At 47.1% G+C, this 16,841-nt stretch carries 12 protein-coding genes and 1 tRNA gene; 12 read left to right on the top strand and 1 reads right to left on the bottom strand.

What is annotated here, in order from left to right; translation table 11 throughout:
- The first annotated feature begins 6 nt into the window (after window positions 1-6).
- From GUA87_RS04940 to GUA87_RS04960, 5 genes are all read left to right on the top strand, one after another.
- Window positions 7-2,406 (top strand): phosphoketolase, encoded by a 2,400-nt coding sequence (locus tag GUA87_RS04940; RefSeq protein WP_193715391.1) that lies wholly within the window; start codon window positions 7-9, stop codon window positions 2,404-2,406.
- Window positions 2,407-2,475: 69 nt separating this feature from the next.
- Entirely contained in the window at window positions 2,476-4,110 is a 1,635-nt protein-coding gene (locus GUA87_RS04945) for a Na/Pi cotransporter family protein (protein ID WP_227711686.1), read from the top strand.
- A 29-nt stretch (window positions 4,111-4,139) separates the two neighbouring features.
- Complete coding sequence (locus GUA87_RS04950; protein WP_193715393.1) at window positions 4,140-5,558, top strand: MBL fold metallo-hydrolase; 1,419 nt, start codon at window positions 4,140-4,142, stop codon at window positions 5,556-5,558.
- Window positions 5,559-5,573: 15 nt separating this feature from the next.
- Window positions 5,574-6,377: a TIGR00730 family Rossman fold protein gene (locus tag GUA87_RS04955; protein ID WP_193715394.1), complete on the top strand. Its 804-nt coding sequence runs from the start codon at window positions 5,574-5,576 to the stop codon at window positions 6,375-6,377.
- Window positions 6,378-6,636: 259 nt separating this feature from the next.
- On the top strand, window positions 6,637-9,006 hold the full coding sequence (locus tag GUA87_RS04960; protein ID WP_193715395.1) for a PAS domain S-box protein: 2,370 nt from the start codon (window positions 6,637-6,639) through the stop codon (window positions 9,004-9,006).
- A 451-nt stretch (window positions 9,007-9,457) separates the two neighbouring features.
- Here the strand turns inward: GUA87_RS04960 and GUA87_RS04965 are convergent.
- Window positions 9,458-9,544 (bottom strand) — tRNA-Leu (locus GUA87_RS04965).
- Between the two features lie 187 nt (window positions 9,545-9,731).
- Here GUA87_RS04965 and GUA87_RS04970 point away from each other — a divergent pair.
- From GUA87_RS04970 to GUA87_RS05000, 7 genes are all read left to right on the top strand, one after another.
- Complete coding sequence (locus tag GUA87_RS04970; RefSeq protein ID WP_193715396.1) at window positions 9,732-10,115, top strand: hypothetical protein; 384 nt, start codon at window positions 9,732-9,734, stop codon at window positions 10,113-10,115.
- 106 nt (window positions 10,116-10,221) lie between these two features.
- Window positions 10,222-10,782: a plastocyanin/azurin family copper-binding protein gene (locus tag GUA87_RS04975; RefSeq protein ID WP_227711687.1), complete on the top strand. Its 561-nt coding sequence runs from the start codon at window positions 10,222-10,224 to the stop codon at window positions 10,780-10,782.
- 114 nt (window positions 10,783-10,896) lie between these two features.
- Window positions 10,897-12,621: a copper resistance system multicopper oxidase gene (locus tag GUA87_RS04980; RefSeq protein ID WP_193715824.1), complete on the top strand. Its 1,725-nt coding sequence runs from the start codon at window positions 10,897-10,899 to the stop codon at window positions 12,619-12,621.
- Entirely contained in the window at window positions 12,618-13,331 is a 714-nt protein-coding gene (locus tag GUA87_RS04985; RefSeq protein ID WP_193715397.1) for a copper resistance protein B, read from the top strand. The genes GUA87_RS04980 and GUA87_RS04985 overlap by 4 nt, the downstream gene beginning before the upstream one ends.
- A gap of 58 nt (window positions 13,332-13,389) precedes the next feature.
- On the top strand, window positions 13,390-13,833 hold the full coding sequence (locus GUA87_RS04990) for a hypothetical protein (RefSeq protein WP_193715398.1): 444 nt from the start codon (window positions 13,390-13,392) through the stop codon (window positions 13,831-13,833).
- Between the two features lie 183 nt (window positions 13,834-14,016).
- Window positions 14,017-14,967: a complex I NDUFA9 subunit family protein gene (locus GUA87_RS04995; protein WP_193715399.1), complete on the top strand. Its 951-nt coding sequence runs from the start codon at window positions 14,017-14,019 to the stop codon at window positions 14,965-14,967.
- Between the two features lie 426 nt (window positions 14,968-15,393).
- Window positions 15,394-16,824 carry an NAD(P)-dependent oxidoreductase gene (locus GUA87_RS05000; protein WP_193715400.1) on the top strand — a complete coding sequence of 477 codons (1,431 nt, stop codon included), beginning with the start codon at window positions 15,394-15,396 and terminating at the stop codon, window positions 16,822-16,824.
- Window positions 16,825-16,841: the final 17 nt, after the last annotated feature.

The following is a 16,841-nucleotide window of genomic DNA, read 5'->3' on the forward strand; positions in this document are numbered from 1 at the left end:
GTTAATATGAGCGAGAAGCAGAAGCTTACTGAAAAAGCGGCAGACCCTATTTCGGAAGAGGAAATTGATCTGTTGGATGCTTTTTGGCGTGCTTGCAATTATCTGGCAGCAGGCATGATCTATCTAAGGGATAACCCACTGCTACAGAAAAAATTGGAAGAAGGTCACTTAAAGAAAAGACTGCTAGGGCATTGGGGAGCAAGTCCGGGTTTGTCCTTCATGTACACCCATATGAACAGACTGATCGTAAAACATGATCTTGAGGCCATCTTTCTGGCAGGGCCTGGACATGGTGCGCCGGGGGTAATTGCGCCTGTATATCTGGAGGGGTCCTATTCTGAGACCTACCCAGATGTTGGGCAGGATATCCGGGGTATGAAAAACCTGTTCAAGCGGTTTTCCTTTCCAGGCGGTATTGGAAGTCACTGCACACCGGAGTTACCCGGTTCAATCCACGAAGGGGGAGAACTTGGGTACAGTGTATCGCATGCTTTTGGGGCAGCCTTTGATAATCCGGAACTTATTGTAACTGTTGCAGTTGGGGACGGGGAGGCGGAAACCGGGCCTTTGGCAACCTCATGGCATTCCGCAAAGTTTTTAAACCCGGTCAGAGACGGGGCCGTGTTACCCATTCTGCATCTGAACGGTTACAAGATAAATAATCCGACACTTTTATCCCGAATTCCCAAGGCGGAATTGGAATCTCTGTTTGTTGGATATGGTTGGAAGCCATACTTTGTGGAAGGGGAAGACCCCCGGGACATGCATCGGCAGATGGCAGAAGTGATGGATCAATGCTTCAAGGATATCCGCACTATTCAGGTACAGGCAAGAGAGGCAAAACTGGTTACCAGAGCGCATTGGCCGATGATCATATTACGTTCTCCGAAAGGATGGACAGGTCCGAAAGAGAGTGAAGGCAATAAAATTGAGGGTTATTGGCGATCACATCAGGTGCCTTTGTCTGGTGTGCACGGAAATGCAACTCAGCTTGAAGCGCTAGAGGAGTGGTTGAAAAGTTATCGTCCTCAGGAACTTTTTGATGAGGCGGGAAAACCGGTCAAAGAGTTGGAAAAACTGTTGCCTAAAGGTGCCCGCAGAATGGGAAGTAATCCGCATTCAAACGGCGGGTTGGTTAAAAGAAATCTTCGGCTACCCGATTTCAGAGACTATGCGGCGCAAGTGAAACAGCCGGCGAAGACCTTTGCGATGAATACAAAGCCGCTTGGAATGTTTCTAAGAGACATAATGCGCATGAATATGCAAAATTTTCGTGTGTTTGGACCTGATGAAAACACATCAAATAAACTTGATTCCATATATGAAGTAAGCAAGAAACTTTGGCTTTGCGACTATTTGCCAGAGGATGAAAATGGCGGGCAACTCAGCCCAGATGGCAGAGTGTTGGAGATGTTGTCTGAGCATACTTTGGAAGGTTGGCTGGAGGGGTACCTTCTGACCGGGCGACATGGTTTTCTGGCGAGCTATGAAGCCTTTGTTCATGTTATTGATTCAATGTTTAATCAACATGCAAAGTGGCTTGCGATCTGCGAAGAGTTATCATGGCGGGCGCCAATTGCTTCTCTTAACCTGCTGATTACATCGACTGTGTGGCGTCAGGATCATAATGGCTTCACTCATCAGGATCCCGGGTTTCTTAATCTGGTCGTTAATAAAGATCCCAAAGTCACCCGTATCTATTTGCCGCCAGATGTTAACTGTCTGTTATCGGTGGCGAACCACTGTCTGAAAAGTCAAAATGATATCAATGTCATTGTCAGTGATAAGCAGTCCCATATGCAGTATCTGGATATGGAAAACGCCATAAAACACTGTACTCAAGGCATTGGTATTTGGGATTGGGCCAGCAGTGATGATGGGGTTGAGCCGGATGTGGTTATTGCCGGTTGCGGGGATATTCCAACTAAAGAAGCACTTGCGGCAACAGCACTGTTAAGAGAGAGTTTCCCGGATTTGAAAATCCGGTTTATCAATGTTGTCGATCTTTTCAGGATGACGCAGGATACGGAACATCCGCACGGTCTTTCCGATAGTGATTTTGACAGCTTGTTTACAACAGATAAACCGGTGATCTTCAATTTCCACGGCTATCCATGGCTAATTCATAGGCTTGCCTATAGACGAACCAATCACAAGAACCTTCATGTGAGGGGCTATATTGAACGGGGAAACATCAATACACCATTGGAACTTGCCATCGAAAATCGCGTTGACAGATTTAGCCTTGCAATGGATGTGATCAATCGTGTGCCTCATTTACAAGCGACGGGAGCGCATGCGAAACAGAGATTTAGAGAGCGTCAAATAGAATGCCAGTTATATGCTCACGAGCATGGGATAGATAGCCCAGAGATAACGAATTGGGTATGGCCATTTGATAAGTAAATTGAATGGTCTAACTAGCCCTTAAAGTGACAACCAAAAGGCCTGGTGATTTTGGAGACATTACTATTGATGGGGACCGTGTTTGGCGGCCTCGGATTATTTTTGCTGGCCATCAACATGATGACAGATGGCCTGAAACTGGCTGCGGGCCCGTCCCTGAAGGGCCTGCTATCCAATTGGAGCAATACCCCTCTGAAAGGTGTGTTTGCCGGCTGTCTAATGACGGCGTTAGTTCAGTCCTCCAGCGCAGTCACGGTTGCGTCGCTTGGCTTTGTAAATGCTGGTCTGATTTCAATGTACCAGGCTTTTGGTATCATTTACGGCGCCAATGTCGGGACAACCATGACAGGTTGGTTGGTCGCGCTGGTTGGCTTTAAAATCAGTATTCAAGCCTTTGCCTGGCCCATGATCGGCCTTGGAATGGTCTTCAGGTTGTTGAAGCCACAGGGAAGGCTTGCTGCAGTGGGGCTTGCACTGGTTGGTTTTGGGCTGTTTTTTGTGGGCATTGATCTTCTCCGCAGTTCGTTTGAAGGGGTGGTGCAGGCCTTTGACATCAGTAAGCTAACGGCGACCGGGATTTCCGGGATCGCAACTTTCCTGCTGGTCGGTGTGTTTTTGACGATCCTTACCCAATCCTCCAGTGCGTCAATTGCCCTGACAATTACGGCGGCGTCCAGTGGCTTGATTGGTCTTTACGCCGCTGGGGCAATGGTAATTGGGGCCAATATCGGGACCACATCGACTGCGTTGATTGCGTCGATAGGCGCGACTGCCAATGCAAAAAGGGTCGCCGCTGCGCAGGTTGTGTTTAACGGCTTAACAGCAATTGTTGCTTTAATTATTCTTCCCATCTTGTTCTTCATTATTGAAAGCCTGACCGTATTTTTAAGTATTGATGCATCACCCGCGATTTCACTCGCTATTTTCCATACACTTTTCAATATTCTCGGTGTTCTTCTGATCTTTCCTCAAAATGAGCGGTTGGCCAATTTTATGAAAAGCAAATTCCGATCAGTTGACGAGATTGCCTCGCAGCCCAAGTATCTCGATAAAACAATTGCACAAACTCCGGATTTGGCCGTTCAGGCATTGTTGATGGAGATACAGTCTATTTCAGAACGTGTTTTCATCATGTTCAGATCCCTTTTGCCACCGAACAAAATTGATCTTTTCAAGTGCGAAAAAGATGTCAGCGTTCTCAGGCAGCTCTCCTCAGAAGTGTCAAGGTTTGTGGTTAGTATTGAACGTTCCTCCTTGAACGAGGAGACAATTTCCGCGTTAGCAAAAATAATGAGAGTGCAGCAGTACTTTATTTCCTGTACCGCCGCTATTGGGCAATTTGCTCACCTGAATGTCAGACGGGAAAAGCTGGAATTACCTGAGCTGGAAAGAGAATATCAGGCGTATTTAGCTTATATTCTGGATTTATTTTCGAAATGTCAGGATATTGAATTTTGTGGCAGCGAGGAATTTGAAGGCTCATACGAAGAATTGCAGTTGGAGTATGACGCAGTTAAAGCCAATCTGGTATTGAACGCTACTCAGAAGAAGATTTCGGTGACACAAATGTCCGAAACAATTGACTGTCTGAACCACCTTCTACTGTCAGCACAACAGTGGCACAAAGCGTTCAGGCGGATCCATGTATTGCACATGAACGGGGATACTCTTGGCAACTCAGTGAACGAACAGTTGGTTGAGTAGCAATTGAAAATAATCGGAGAAGCAGGTTAATGGCACAAATTACATTCTTGGGGGCGATTGAAGGTGTGACGGGGTCAATGTATCTCATTGAGACCCGTGAGAGCAAAGTCTTGTTAGATTGCGGCCTTTTCCAAGGGAGGAAGGTGGAAGAAGAAGCAAATCTACAACCGTTACCCTTTGATATTTCGGCAATTGACGCTGTAGTTTTATCTCATGCGCATTTGGATCATTCCGGGCGCACCCCGCTTCTGGTCAAACAAGGGTATAGTGGCCCTATTTTCATGACACGCCCGACATGTGATTTGATAGAAGTGTTGCTCAAAGATGCCGCATCACTTCAGGAAAGAGATGTCTTCTGGGAAAACAAACGCAGAAAAAGAGCCGGTAAAAAAGAAATTGAGCCCCTCTATACGATGGCTGATGTTGAAGAGGTTCTGGGACTATGTATCGGTGTTGGTTATTACCAGAAAATAAACATTGCTGACGGAATTGGCGTTCGTTTCTCCGATGCTGGACATATCCTGGGTTCCTCTATCGTTGAGATATTTGTTGAGGAAGGCGGGAAAGAGAAGAAACTGGTGTTTTCGGGGGATCTGGGCAATTCGGAAGCTGCGTTATTGCGTGATCCAGATGCTATTAAATCCGCAGATATCTTGTTGATGGAATCGACCTATGGTGACCGTGACCATCGATCAATGGAAGATACGCTTGTAGAGTTTGAAGGCATCTTACAAGAGGCTTTCGAAAATGGTGGAAATATTCTCATTCCTTCCTTTGCACTGGGCCGGACCCAAGAGCTGATTTTCAGATTGGGTGAGCTGTACCAACAAGGGAAAATAAAGCACAGGGCTATTTTCCTGGATAGTCCGATGGCAATTGCAGTGACGGAGATTTATCACCGTTATCAGAATGTCTATAGTGATGAAGACAAAGAAGTCATTCAGAATTCATCCAAGAATATTCCCCTGCACAAACAAAGTCTTCATACGTTACTGCCGATACTGAGATATTCCACAACGACTGAAGAGTCGATGGAGCTCAATAAAATTGAGGGCGGAGCCATTATTATTGCAGGAAGCGGAATGTGTAATGGCGGACGCATACGACATCATTTGAAGCACAACCTCTGGCGTAAACAGTCTCATGTGATCATTGTAGGGTTTCAAGCCGCAGGAACACCGGGTCGGGCTCTGGTGGATGGAGCAAAGAAATACAAAATTGCCGGCGAGGAAATCTCAGTACGCGCGAAAATCCATACGCTCGGTGGGTTTTCAGCTCATGCCAGTAAAACTCAGTTGTTGGATTGGTTATCAAATTTCGAGGGAAAAAAACCACCATTATACCTGATCCACGGCGAAGCGAAGGCAAAAGAATCGCTGTTGAAGTCGGTTCAGCAGCAGGGCTGGTCAGCAAGTATTCCTGAGTTGGGCCAGGTAATTACTTTTTAGTTCTGGGGAAATGATATGAGTGAACACCGGAAAAACCAGTCGTCTTTTCCGTCAGCTGCGGAGGATCTAGAGCTCGTACGTCAAAGTCATATGGAAAACCCGTCATATCGGTTGGCCTATGCCGATGATGAATTTCTGCTTAGGGATGACCTGCGGGCGGTCCGATTACAACTGGAATGGCTTAAACCAGAATTAATTCAGCAAGAGCATGAAATTGAATCAACAATTGTCGTTTTCGGGGGGGCGAGATTTTCTGACACACCCAAGAACAAAGAGAATCAAAATCTCCTGAAAAACAGTTCTTACTACGACGTTGCGAGAGAGCTTTCACAGAAAATCACCAAGCTATCAATACAACATGATCACAAGGAGTTTGTCGTTGTTACGGGGGGCGGCCCCGGTATTATGGAAGCGGCAAACAGGGGGGCGGCTGATGTTGGGGGGAAAAGCATCGGATTGAATATTGTTCTGCCCCATGAACAAAAGCCAAATCCTTATATCACCCCGGACCTGTGTTTTCAGTTTCATTATTTTGCTATTCGCAAAATGCATTTCCTGAAACGGACCAAAGGGTTGTTTGCATTCCCCGGAGGGTTTGGCACGTTGGATGAGCTTTTTGAAACTTTGACGCTTGTGCAGACGAAAAAGATCAAGTCTTTGCCAATTATTCTTGTTGGAAAAGAATATTGGCAGAATCTGGTAAATTTTGATTTTCTTGTAGATCAGGGAGCAATTGATCCGAAGGATCTCGACTGCATTTTTTATGCTGATAATGCTGAAGATGCGTATCGAATTTTGACTAATTATTGGGATCTATAGTAACCGGCTACCGAGAAATATTGAAGCCGCAATGGATGTCAGCTAGAGGGCCCTGAGCAAATACAAGCGGCACAATAACTAAACAGGATGAACCAATCACTCCCTTTATCATCCCCTCAATCTGTGACAAATGTTTTGACGATGGAGGACACTGGTCCTAAAGATTTAGGTTAATTGTCTGTAAATTAATATCGTATCAATACATAAGTCATATATTATTCATGTGTTATGTTTTGTTCGTGTTGGTTGGATCGTTCCTATGTCAAAGCCCTCATTAAGTAAGGCGCTTACCTTAAGGCTCCTGTTTGTTACTATTTTAACGACCGTAATTTTGGGTGGATTCTGGGTTTATAGTATTTATTCCCATTACCAAGAACGCATTCAGGAAATCCGTCAGGATTATATCAGCCAACAACAGCAATTTATCAAAAGCTTTGTCCAAAGCGCTGAAAGACTTATCAACAAAGAAATGACTGCTGCGAAAGCCCACACAGAAGAGAAGGGCTTGGCGGAATATCAATCTCTGGCCCTTGATCAGATTAATCAACTTCAGTTCGATGATGGCGGGTATGTGTTCGCGGCCACGTGGGATGGGTTCTCTTTGGCGGGGCCAGCCAGGGGTAAAAGCGTGTTTGGCGCGAAAGATGTGAACGGTGTTTTTGTGGTTCAGGAGCTGATTAAGCTCTCCAAGCAGGGAGGCGGCTTCTTTACCTATCATATACCCGCTTCAACCGGGGCAAAGCCTATTGAAAAGATCAGTTATGTGCTCGGTATCCCGGAGTGGGAATGGTATATCGGCGCGGGGTTTGATCTAAGGATTCTCGAGAACTCTATCGCTGGGTTGCAAGAGAAAAGCCGGCAAGAGCGCGACACCGTTTTGCTGATTGTGTCCGTCGCTTTGGTGTTACTGGTTTTGGTGATTTTCTTCTCGGCGGAGCGTGAGACTGCGAGAATTAGACGTAACTATCAGCGTTTCATGGACTTTTTTACAAGTGCCGATCCCGAAGACTCTAAAATCGACACGGATAGTATGAAATTTAAAGAGTTTGAGGAGATTGCAGTTGCGGCCAATGATATGGTCGCTCGCCGCCTTCATGTGGAGGATGCCCTTCAAGAGAGTCAGGCCAGGCTATCGCATCATCTGGAGAATACTCCGCTTGGCAGTATGGCATTCAATAGAGATTTTCGAATTACAGAGTGGAATAAAGCCGCTGAACGTATTTTTGGGTTTACAGCCAAGGAGGCCATTGGCCGTCACGTAACTGAGACAATTTTACCCCCTGATGTCGAAGAAGAGGTGAACCAGATTTGGGAGCTGCTTCTTGACAATCGTGGCGGTATTCGCTCGAACAATGAAAATCTGACAAAGGATGGACGGGTCATTAATTGTGACTGGTACAACACTCCCATCATTGGAAAAGACGGTGAAGTCATTGGGGTGATGTCTCTGGTTCAGGATAATACTGAGCGGAAGATGTTGGAAGAGCAGGTGAACCGGTCGCAAAAACTGGAAGCTGTGGGGCAGCTTACCGGTGGTGTTGCCCATGATTTCAATAACCTGATGGCGGTTATGATGGGTAATCTTGAGCTGGCCCTTGAGCAGTTGGACCCGGATACGCCATTACGTCGGCAGATTGATAATGCCCTCAATGCTGTAGGGCGGGGTGCCACCCTCACAAAACAGTTACTTTCATTCTCCCGGCGCCAGATGTTATCCCCTGCGGTGATAGACATTCAGCATCTCGTTGATGATACACTTTCCTTCCTTGAGCGGACTTTGGGCGAGACTATTCAGATCGTCATCAAGCATCCTGACGATGCAATATTCGTCAATATTGATAGCGACATCTTTGGAAACGCCCTGGTGAATTTGTCCCTGAATGCAAGGGATGCCATGCCAGATGGCGGAACTCTTACATTTTGTATGGAGAGGGTTGATCTGGATGAGGAAGTCATAGGACTTTCAAAGGATCCGGTTTCAGGTCCGCATGCGCGCCTAACGGTGAGTGATACCGGCTGTGGGATGAGCGAAGATATTCTAAGGCAGGTTCTTGATCCTTTCTTCACAACGAAAGAGGTTGGTAAGGGCAGTGGACTTGGCCTGAGCATGGTTTACGGTTTTGTCAAACAGTCCTGCGGACACATGAAAATCGCCAGTGAAGAAGGGGTGGGAACAACCATTTCCATTTACCTGCCGATTTCTGAGCCGTCAGACGTGGGCGGCGGCGGGGATACTAATTCCGCGCTGGAGTTAGGTGCCCAAAGATCTATTCTTCTTGTGGAGGATGATGAGCAGGTTCGCGAAGTAACGTCTGCGACGTTGAAGAAGTTGGGATACGAAGTGATTGAGGCCGAAGACGGGGCTGCCGCGCTGACGACTTTGCGTGAAACCGCGGATCAAATTGATCTGGTGATCAGTGATGTTGTAATGCCAAAAGGGGTCAGCGGTATCGACCTTGCGAAGCAGATCACTGTTCTCTATCCAGATAAGAAGATCCTGCTGACGTCTGGATATCCAGATAAAATTGCTGATCATGAGGATGTGAAAGAGCTTGGTATCATGTTGCTGGCCAAGCCTTTTACCAGGTCGACATTGGCTGCAGCTTTGGAAGCTATAGCCAGACAATGAGCGGTTTATTGAAACGCCTTCAAGTCCGCTAAGAATTCATCAAACTGGTCATGAGGTAGCGAATGCTCTGCATTTTGGTAGGTTGGCGCTGTCACATTAACATCGTGGCGGGCGAGTTAAATATGGTTTGGTATGGGCCAGTGCAAAAGGTCTCATATTTCCGGCATCCCTTTCCACCTCAACTAATTCAGCATGCTGTATAGCTCTACGCTGGATTTACATTGAGTTATCGAGACATGGAAGACCTTTTGGAATATGTACCGGAGAAGTGATTCCGTGTTTCGGAAGCAAGTCATCATAGAGCGGTTGGGCCAAGATAGTCTTTCTTGTGAAAAGTCTGATCCATTAATGGTCAACTCAATAAATGTAGAGGCTTTGGGAAGTCGCTATAGTTGCTCTCTTTACTCCCCCAAAGAGTCGTTTATTCTATTTATTTCAAATATTTGAGGATTGGTGCCCAGGAGAAGACTCGAACTTCCACTTCCATACAGAAACTAGCACCTGAAGCTAGCGCGTCTACCAATTCCGCCACCTGGGCAACTTAAAAGCGAGGCCATGAAATATAAATGTTCCGTCCTTCTGTCAATAGTTCTTTTGCTTAGTGGTCAAAAATCTTTCTATCCTGGGTCAGAACCGCTGCGAGTAGTCCAGACTGGGGCGTGGCAAAAGTTAGTGGGTTGAAAATTTGGAACCGCATTGTTAAATAAGGACAGGTTTTCGCATGAGTGCAGGAAAAATTTGACGATATGTCTACAGGCATCAAAAACAGGCTGTTACGCTTTGTTACCATGGCATTGGTAGCCGTGATGCTTGTGAATTTCCTGTCAATGCTGAGCGATAACCATATCCATTCACCCGGCAATCACATTGGGACAACACAACAACAGTCTGTCGATGTCACTGCAAATGAAGGAACTTCTGAGCTACCGGGTGACTATACAAAATCAGTGGAAGAGTGTGGGATGACCAGCTGTAGTCTGGTGCTCTATGGTTTGAACGGTGAAGCACACCGGTTACAGATCTCTTCTATTGTTTTTGGATTGAGCGGTGATCGGCTTAAATCGTCCAAACACTATCCGCTACCTCGCCCTCCCAAGGCATTAACTTGATCTGACAGCCCAATATCGGCGGGCTGAACTTTTCCAAAATTATTGTTGAAATATGCAGTCCGGTCGAGCGCGGCCGGAAACTGCTTCCTTTGAAAAGGATCAAGTTATGAAACTTAAAAATCGTATGCTGGGTGCCGTGCCCGGCGGAATTCTTGTTGCGTTGGGTCTGGTTATGTCCAGTGCAGTATATGCCGCAGGTTCTCATGGTGGAGGGCATCATGACGAAGCGCCTAAATATGGAAAGCCAGGCATTGCTTCAGAAGCAACGAGAACTATTCAGATTGAACTTGGAGATAACTTTTTTGCTCCGGAAAAACTTTCTTTTAAAGCAGGGGAAACAATCCGGTTTGAAGTGGTGAACAAGGGTGAATTTGTTCACGAATTTAATATTGGTACGCAACTCATGCATGCAGCTCATCAAAAGGAAATGGCGATGATGATGGAGCATGGTGCCATTGAGGTTGATCGTATCAATCACGACAAAATGAAAATGGATATGGGGGGTGGCCACAAGATGGGCCATGACGATCCAAACAGTATCCTTTTGGAGCCGGGGAAAAGCGGTGAGGTGATTTGGAAGTTCAGTACTTCAGGATCACTGGAGTTCGCCTGTAACCTGCCGGGTCATTACGAATCCGGAATGGTGGGTGAAATTTCCGTCAACTAATCCTTTGGGGCGGACTTCCAAAGCCGCCCCGCTTTCCCTATCTGAAAGGATAAGATCGTGAAAAAATATATGATCCTCCACGCGAGGAGACATAGCCGCCGGTTGCTGACTGCAATGGTGATTGGGGCGGGTATATTGACTACTTCATCTGCGCTGGCCGGTGTCTACAACATTTCAGTCGATGAAGTTGGCATTTCTACTGGAGATTTTGAGAAAAGAGGTATTGGCTATAATGGATCTTCCCCCGGTCCGGTTCTTCGCTTTAAAGAAGGTGAAGAAGTCGAAATCAACGTTACCAATAATCTGGATGAAGAAACCTCTATTCACTGGCATGGGCTGATTTTGCCTTATGACCAGGATGGGGTGCCGAAAATCAGTTTTCCGGGAATAAAGCCGGGTGAAACTTTTACCTACCGTTTCCCAATACAGCAAAGCGGGACTTATTGGTTCCATAGCCATTCCGGATTTCAAGAGCCAGATGGCGCATATGGCGCCATTGTGATTGAGCCGAAAAAACGCGAGCCATTTCGATATGATCGTGAATATGTGGTTCAGCTCACTGATGCCCATCCGCATTCCGGGGCTCGTATCATGAGGAACCTGAAAATGATGCCTGATTACTATAATCGGCAGCAACAAACCTTGATGGATTTCTTTAACGATGTGAGCAGGAACGGGTTTTCAAACACTGTCTCCGACAGGATGGCGTGGGGGCAAATGCGAATGATGCCTGCTGATGTTGAAGATGTCCAAGGCTTTACCGGATTGATCAATGGCAAGGGGCCAGAACAAAACTGGACGGGGCTGTTCAAGGCTGGGGAACGTATTCGTCTTCGGTTTATCAATTCATCTGCTATGACCTATTTTGATATGCGCATTCCGGGGTTGAAAATGACGGTGGTTTCCGCAGATGGACTCAATGTTCAACCGGTTACCGTTGATGAGTTTCGAATTGGTGTTGCGGAAACATATGATGTGATTGTCAGGCCGAAGGAAGATAAGGCCTATACCATTTTTGGGGCAAGTATGGGGCGCTCGGGATATGTGCGGGCCACTCTTGCGTCCAAGGCAGACATGACTGCGGAAGTCCCAGAACTTGAAAAGCCACCTTTGCTGACCATGGCAGATATGGGCATGGGACATGAAGGTATGGAACATGGGGATATGTCATCCGATGGTTCAGAACCGGCAATGGCAAAAGATCATCAAATGAAAGGTGGTATGAAACATGGATCAATGATGGATCACTCCCAGATGGGGACAGGTATGAAGCATGGAGAGATGTCTCACGAAGCTATGATGAAAATGGGTGGTGCGAAACCCGATCCCTTTTACGCGAACGGAAGTGGCCTGACCCCCGTCGCCGCAAATGGCGGTAAGTTCCTTTCGTATCAGGACCTCAAGGCCCAAAAACCACTTTATCCCCATAGGGAAGCAACACGGGAAATTGAGCTGCGCCTTACCGGGAATATGGAAAGGTATATCTGGTCGATTAATGGTGTGAAATATGAGGACGCTGAGCCCATCAAACTTCAATATGGAGAGCGGGTGAGGTTCAAGTTTGTCAATGAAACCATGATGACACACCCCATGCATCTTCATGGCATGTGGAGCATTCTCGACAATGGAAACGGGAAGTGGAATCCGATCAAGCACACGATAAGTGTGGCTCCTGGTACAACTGTATATACCGAGACAGAAGTTGATGCTGAGGGGCAATGGGCTTTCCATTGTCATCTGTCCTACCATGCAGACAGTGGAATGTTCCGTAAAATCATCGTTGAAGGAGGACCAGACAAAACCGCAGGCAATCAGACAGAGAAAGGAGCACGCTCATGAATAAGACCAAATTGCTCAAATCTGCCTGTCTTATGTTCACAGCCCTAGGTGCAGGTTTTGCACAAGCTGAGGAAATCTATTACGGCGTTCAATTTGAAGAATTTGAATTTCGGGCGACAGAGCACGGCGGTGAATTGTTTGTTTGGGATGCGGATAGCTTTATCGGAACGGATGACATCAAACTCCGCTGGAAATTTGATGGTGAGTGGGACCTTGATGAAAACTATCTTGAAGGTTTGTCCAATCAATTGGCACTACAAACACCAGTTTCAGATTTCTGGGATGTAAAAGCGGGTATTCAATTTGACAGTCCGGAAGGTCCAGACAGGTTTTATGGGCTTATCGGTTTGTCCGGCTTGGCGCCCCAATGGATCGAGATGGATCTTGATTTACTGGTCAGCGAAAAAGGAAAAGCTTCAGCCGTTCTGGATATGGAATATGAGCTTTTGCTGACCAATTACCTCATTCTTACCCCTTCTTTGGAAATCTCGGGTGCATTTTCCGGTGACAAAGAAATAGGGGTGGGGTCCGGTATTAACGGGACGGAAGTTGGTTTTCGGTTGAGTTACGATCTTATTGATCGGACGGTCTCCCCTTATGTCGGTCTTGTTTACGAGCGAAAATTTGGGGAAACCGCTGATTTGGCAAAAGACGAAGGTGAAGAAACAGCAAGTTGGCAATTTTCAATAGGTGCCAAATTCCTGTTTTAAGTCTGAGGCCGGTATCAGGAGATTTCCTGATACCGGTTTTTTTGAGCCGGAGACTGTTATGAAAAAATACCTTACACTGTTGTTAGCCTGTTTGATGATTGAAACCCTGTCGTTGTCACTTGCTTTTGCTGATGACAACACCGCAGATTATTCAAGCGTAAGTGTTCGTAATGCCAAGATCGTCGAAAGCCAAGAAACAGGTCGGTGGAGATTGATGGCGACTTTTCAAAATGAAAGCCAAAGTAATCTTGTCTTGCTTGGATTTTTAGTGGCGGAAGAGGAACACAGCCTACCCTTCAAGATAAAAGTGGGGGAAAATGACTATAGAAACATTCAATCCTTATCGCTGTCCCCAGAAGAGGTGTTGGATCTTTCCACCAGCCATGTGGTAGCTGAATTTGACAGGGCGTTGGATGTTCACGGGGCTATAGGTACGGTAAAAGCTGTTTTGCATACCTCCCATGGGTATGTGCCCTTTTGGGCCCATAAGATAATAAACTGAAATCAATGTTTTCGATTGGTTGCATCCATATGCTGGACAAAGTCGCGTAAATCGCTGGAAACTTTTTTGAAATAATTGGAATTTATCTTGGACTTCTCAGCCCTGAGCGTTAAAAAAGCGGGGAAAGAGATACATATGCAGGGCTTTTGGGAAGCCTTCTGTTGCTAGATGAAGGATAAGACGATGTCAGCAGGTTTAATCACCATTATTGGCGGGTCTGGATATATCGGCCGTCACCTGACCGGCAAACTGGCTGAAAAGGGATACCGTATCCGTCTTGCGGTGCGGGATACTGAAAAAGCGGCGCAACTGATGACACAGGGTGACGTGGGTCAGGTTGTGGGCGTTCAGACCAATATCCGTAACGTTCCTTCCATTGAGCGTGCGGTCGCCGGTGCTGATGTGGTTATTAATCTGGTGGGTCTTCTTTATGAAGCGGGCGCCCAGAAATTTGATGCTGTTCATGCGGAAGGTGCAGGTAACGTTGCCGCTGCTGCCAAGGCCGCTGGTGCCAGTCAGCTTATTCAAATGTCTGCCCTCGGCGCAGATGAAAAAGGCGAATCTGCTTACGCCCGGACAAAAGCTGAAGGCGAAGCCCGTGTGAAAGCCGCCTATCCAGAAGCAACCATCCTTCGCCCTTCTGTTGTGTGGGGCAATGATGACGACTTCACCAACAAATTTGCGCAGATGTCTGCAATGATGCCAGCCTTGCCATTGGGTGAGGGCGGTAAGAACAAGATGCAACCACTTTGGGTTGAGGATCTGGTGGATGCGATTGTGAAAATCGTCGAAACACCTGCCCTGCAAGGTAAAACCTACGAGCTCGGTGGTCCGGATGCTCTCAGCATGGCTGAGATCATTGATGTTATTACAAGCGTAACTGAGCGCACCATGTTTGTTTTGCCAGCCCCTTACAGCATGATGGGTGTAATGGGCTTCTTCATGGGCCTTATTCCCGGTAAGCCGATGCTCACTTCAGATCAAGTGAAGCTGACCAAGGCAGATAGTGTGGTAAGCGAAGGCGCGGAAGGATTCGCGGAATTGGGTATTGAACCAAAACCATTCCAGGCGGCGTCCCTTGAATATCTTCGCCGTTTCAGAAAAGGCGGTGGCTTGAACGAACTTCATGCCTAAAGCCGCTTCTGCGCGCGCGAAATTTGTAGAATCACGGATGCCCCCTGTGTGTAGCAGGGGGCATTTTTATTGCGTCCTGTCAGTAATTTAATTTCAATAGGTCCGATATGGGACTAATTAGATTTGAAAATAGTAAAAATCAGGCAAAAATCCTCCTCTTTGTGACAGGTCGGTGAAACTATAGGACAGTATTTATGTCCTATATGTCATTTTTTACTGGTCTAAAGCCATTTCCTTCGGTAAAAGAAGACAACTTCCGTTGTGTGCTTGTTCGGAAATAGACGTGGATGCGTGTGGCTCCACCCTGAATAAGAAGCAAAAGGCAATCAAGATTGCCTGGCGTCAATGAAACGCCAAAACACTTTTGGAAAATAAGGACGAAACAAATGCCCGGTGATTTCATCGGGCCAGAGCTAGGGACGCCCGATGACAGAGAAGATGTTAAAATTTATCTCGCTGGAAAAGCAGATGCCAACCAAACGGGAGGCGGAAAGCCGCCGCGAAGATTTTAACGAGATCTATGAAGAGTTTAAGCCGGAGAGCGCTGCCGAACAGGCAAGCCGCTGTTCCCAGTGTGGTATTCCGTTCTGTCAGGTGCATTGCCCGGTGCAGAACAATATCCCTGACTGGTTGAACCTTACGGCTAATGGTCGCCTTGAAGAAGCGTATGAGCTGTCTCAGTCCACAAACTCTTTGCCAGAAATTTGCGGCCGTATTTGTCCGCAGGACCGTCTGTGTGAAGGTTCCTGCGTGATCGAAAAGGGCTTCAGTTCTGTCACCATTGGTGCTGTTGAAAAATACATCACGGACACAGCATGGGAAAATGGCTGGGTAAAGCCTGCCTCCCCGACATCTGAAAAAGAACAGTCCGTTGGTATCATCGGTGGTGGTCCAGGTGGGATGGCCGCTGCAGATCTTCTTCGCCGCAAAGGATATCAGGTTCACGTCTACGACCGGTATGATCGCGTTGGTGGTTTGCTGGTATATGGTATTCCAGGATTTAAACTTGAAAAAGACGTGGTGGAGCGTCGTGCTAAGCTTCTGGAAGATGGTGGTGTCACTTTCCACATGAATTTTGAAGTTGGCAAAGACGCCACTTTGGAAGAGTTGCGTGCCAAACATGACGCGATCGTCATTGCAACGGGTGTTTATAAAGCCCGTGACATCGCCCTGCCGGGAAGCGGTCAGGAAGGTGTGGTTGCCGCCCTTGACTATCTGACAGCGTCCAACCGTAAAGGTCTGGGTGATCAGGTGCCTGCTTTTGAAGACGGCACGCTCAACGCAGACGGCAAGGATGTCGTTGTCATTGGTGGTGGTGATACGGCCATGGATTGTGTACGGACTGCGGTTCGTCAGGGTGCCAAATCTGTAAAATGTCTCTATCGTCGTGACCGTAAAAACATGCCAGGCTCCCTTCGCGAAACACAAAACGCGGAAGAGGAAGGTGTGGAATTTGTTTGGCTATCTGCGCCAAAAGCCTTCCACGGTAATGGCAACGTCACAGCTGTGAAAGCCATCCAGATGCATCTGGGTGTGGCCGATGCCACTGGCCGTCAGGTTCCAGTTGAGCTGGAAGGGTCCGAATATGACATTCCGGCCGATCTGGTAATTAAGGCCCTCGGTTTTGATCCGGAAGATATTCCAACAATGTTCGGTGCGCCGGAACTGGAAGTTTCCCGTTGGGGCACAATCGATGCGGATCCGATCACTAAAATGACAAATCTTGATGGCGTGTTTGCCATCGGCGACATCGTTCGCGGTGCTTCCCTGGTGGTTTGGGCCATCCGTGATGGACGCGATGCAGCCGTCTCTATTGATGAGTATCTGCAGCAGGCAGCAACTGCCAAAGCGTCTTAAGGTAAGCTGGAGGATAA

The sequence above is a fragment of the Sneathiella sp. P13V-1 genome, from assembly GCF_015143595.1.
In the GTDB taxonomy this organism is placed as follows: domain Bacteria; phylum Pseudomonadota; class Alphaproteobacteria; order Sneathiellales; family Sneathiellaceae; genus Sneathiella.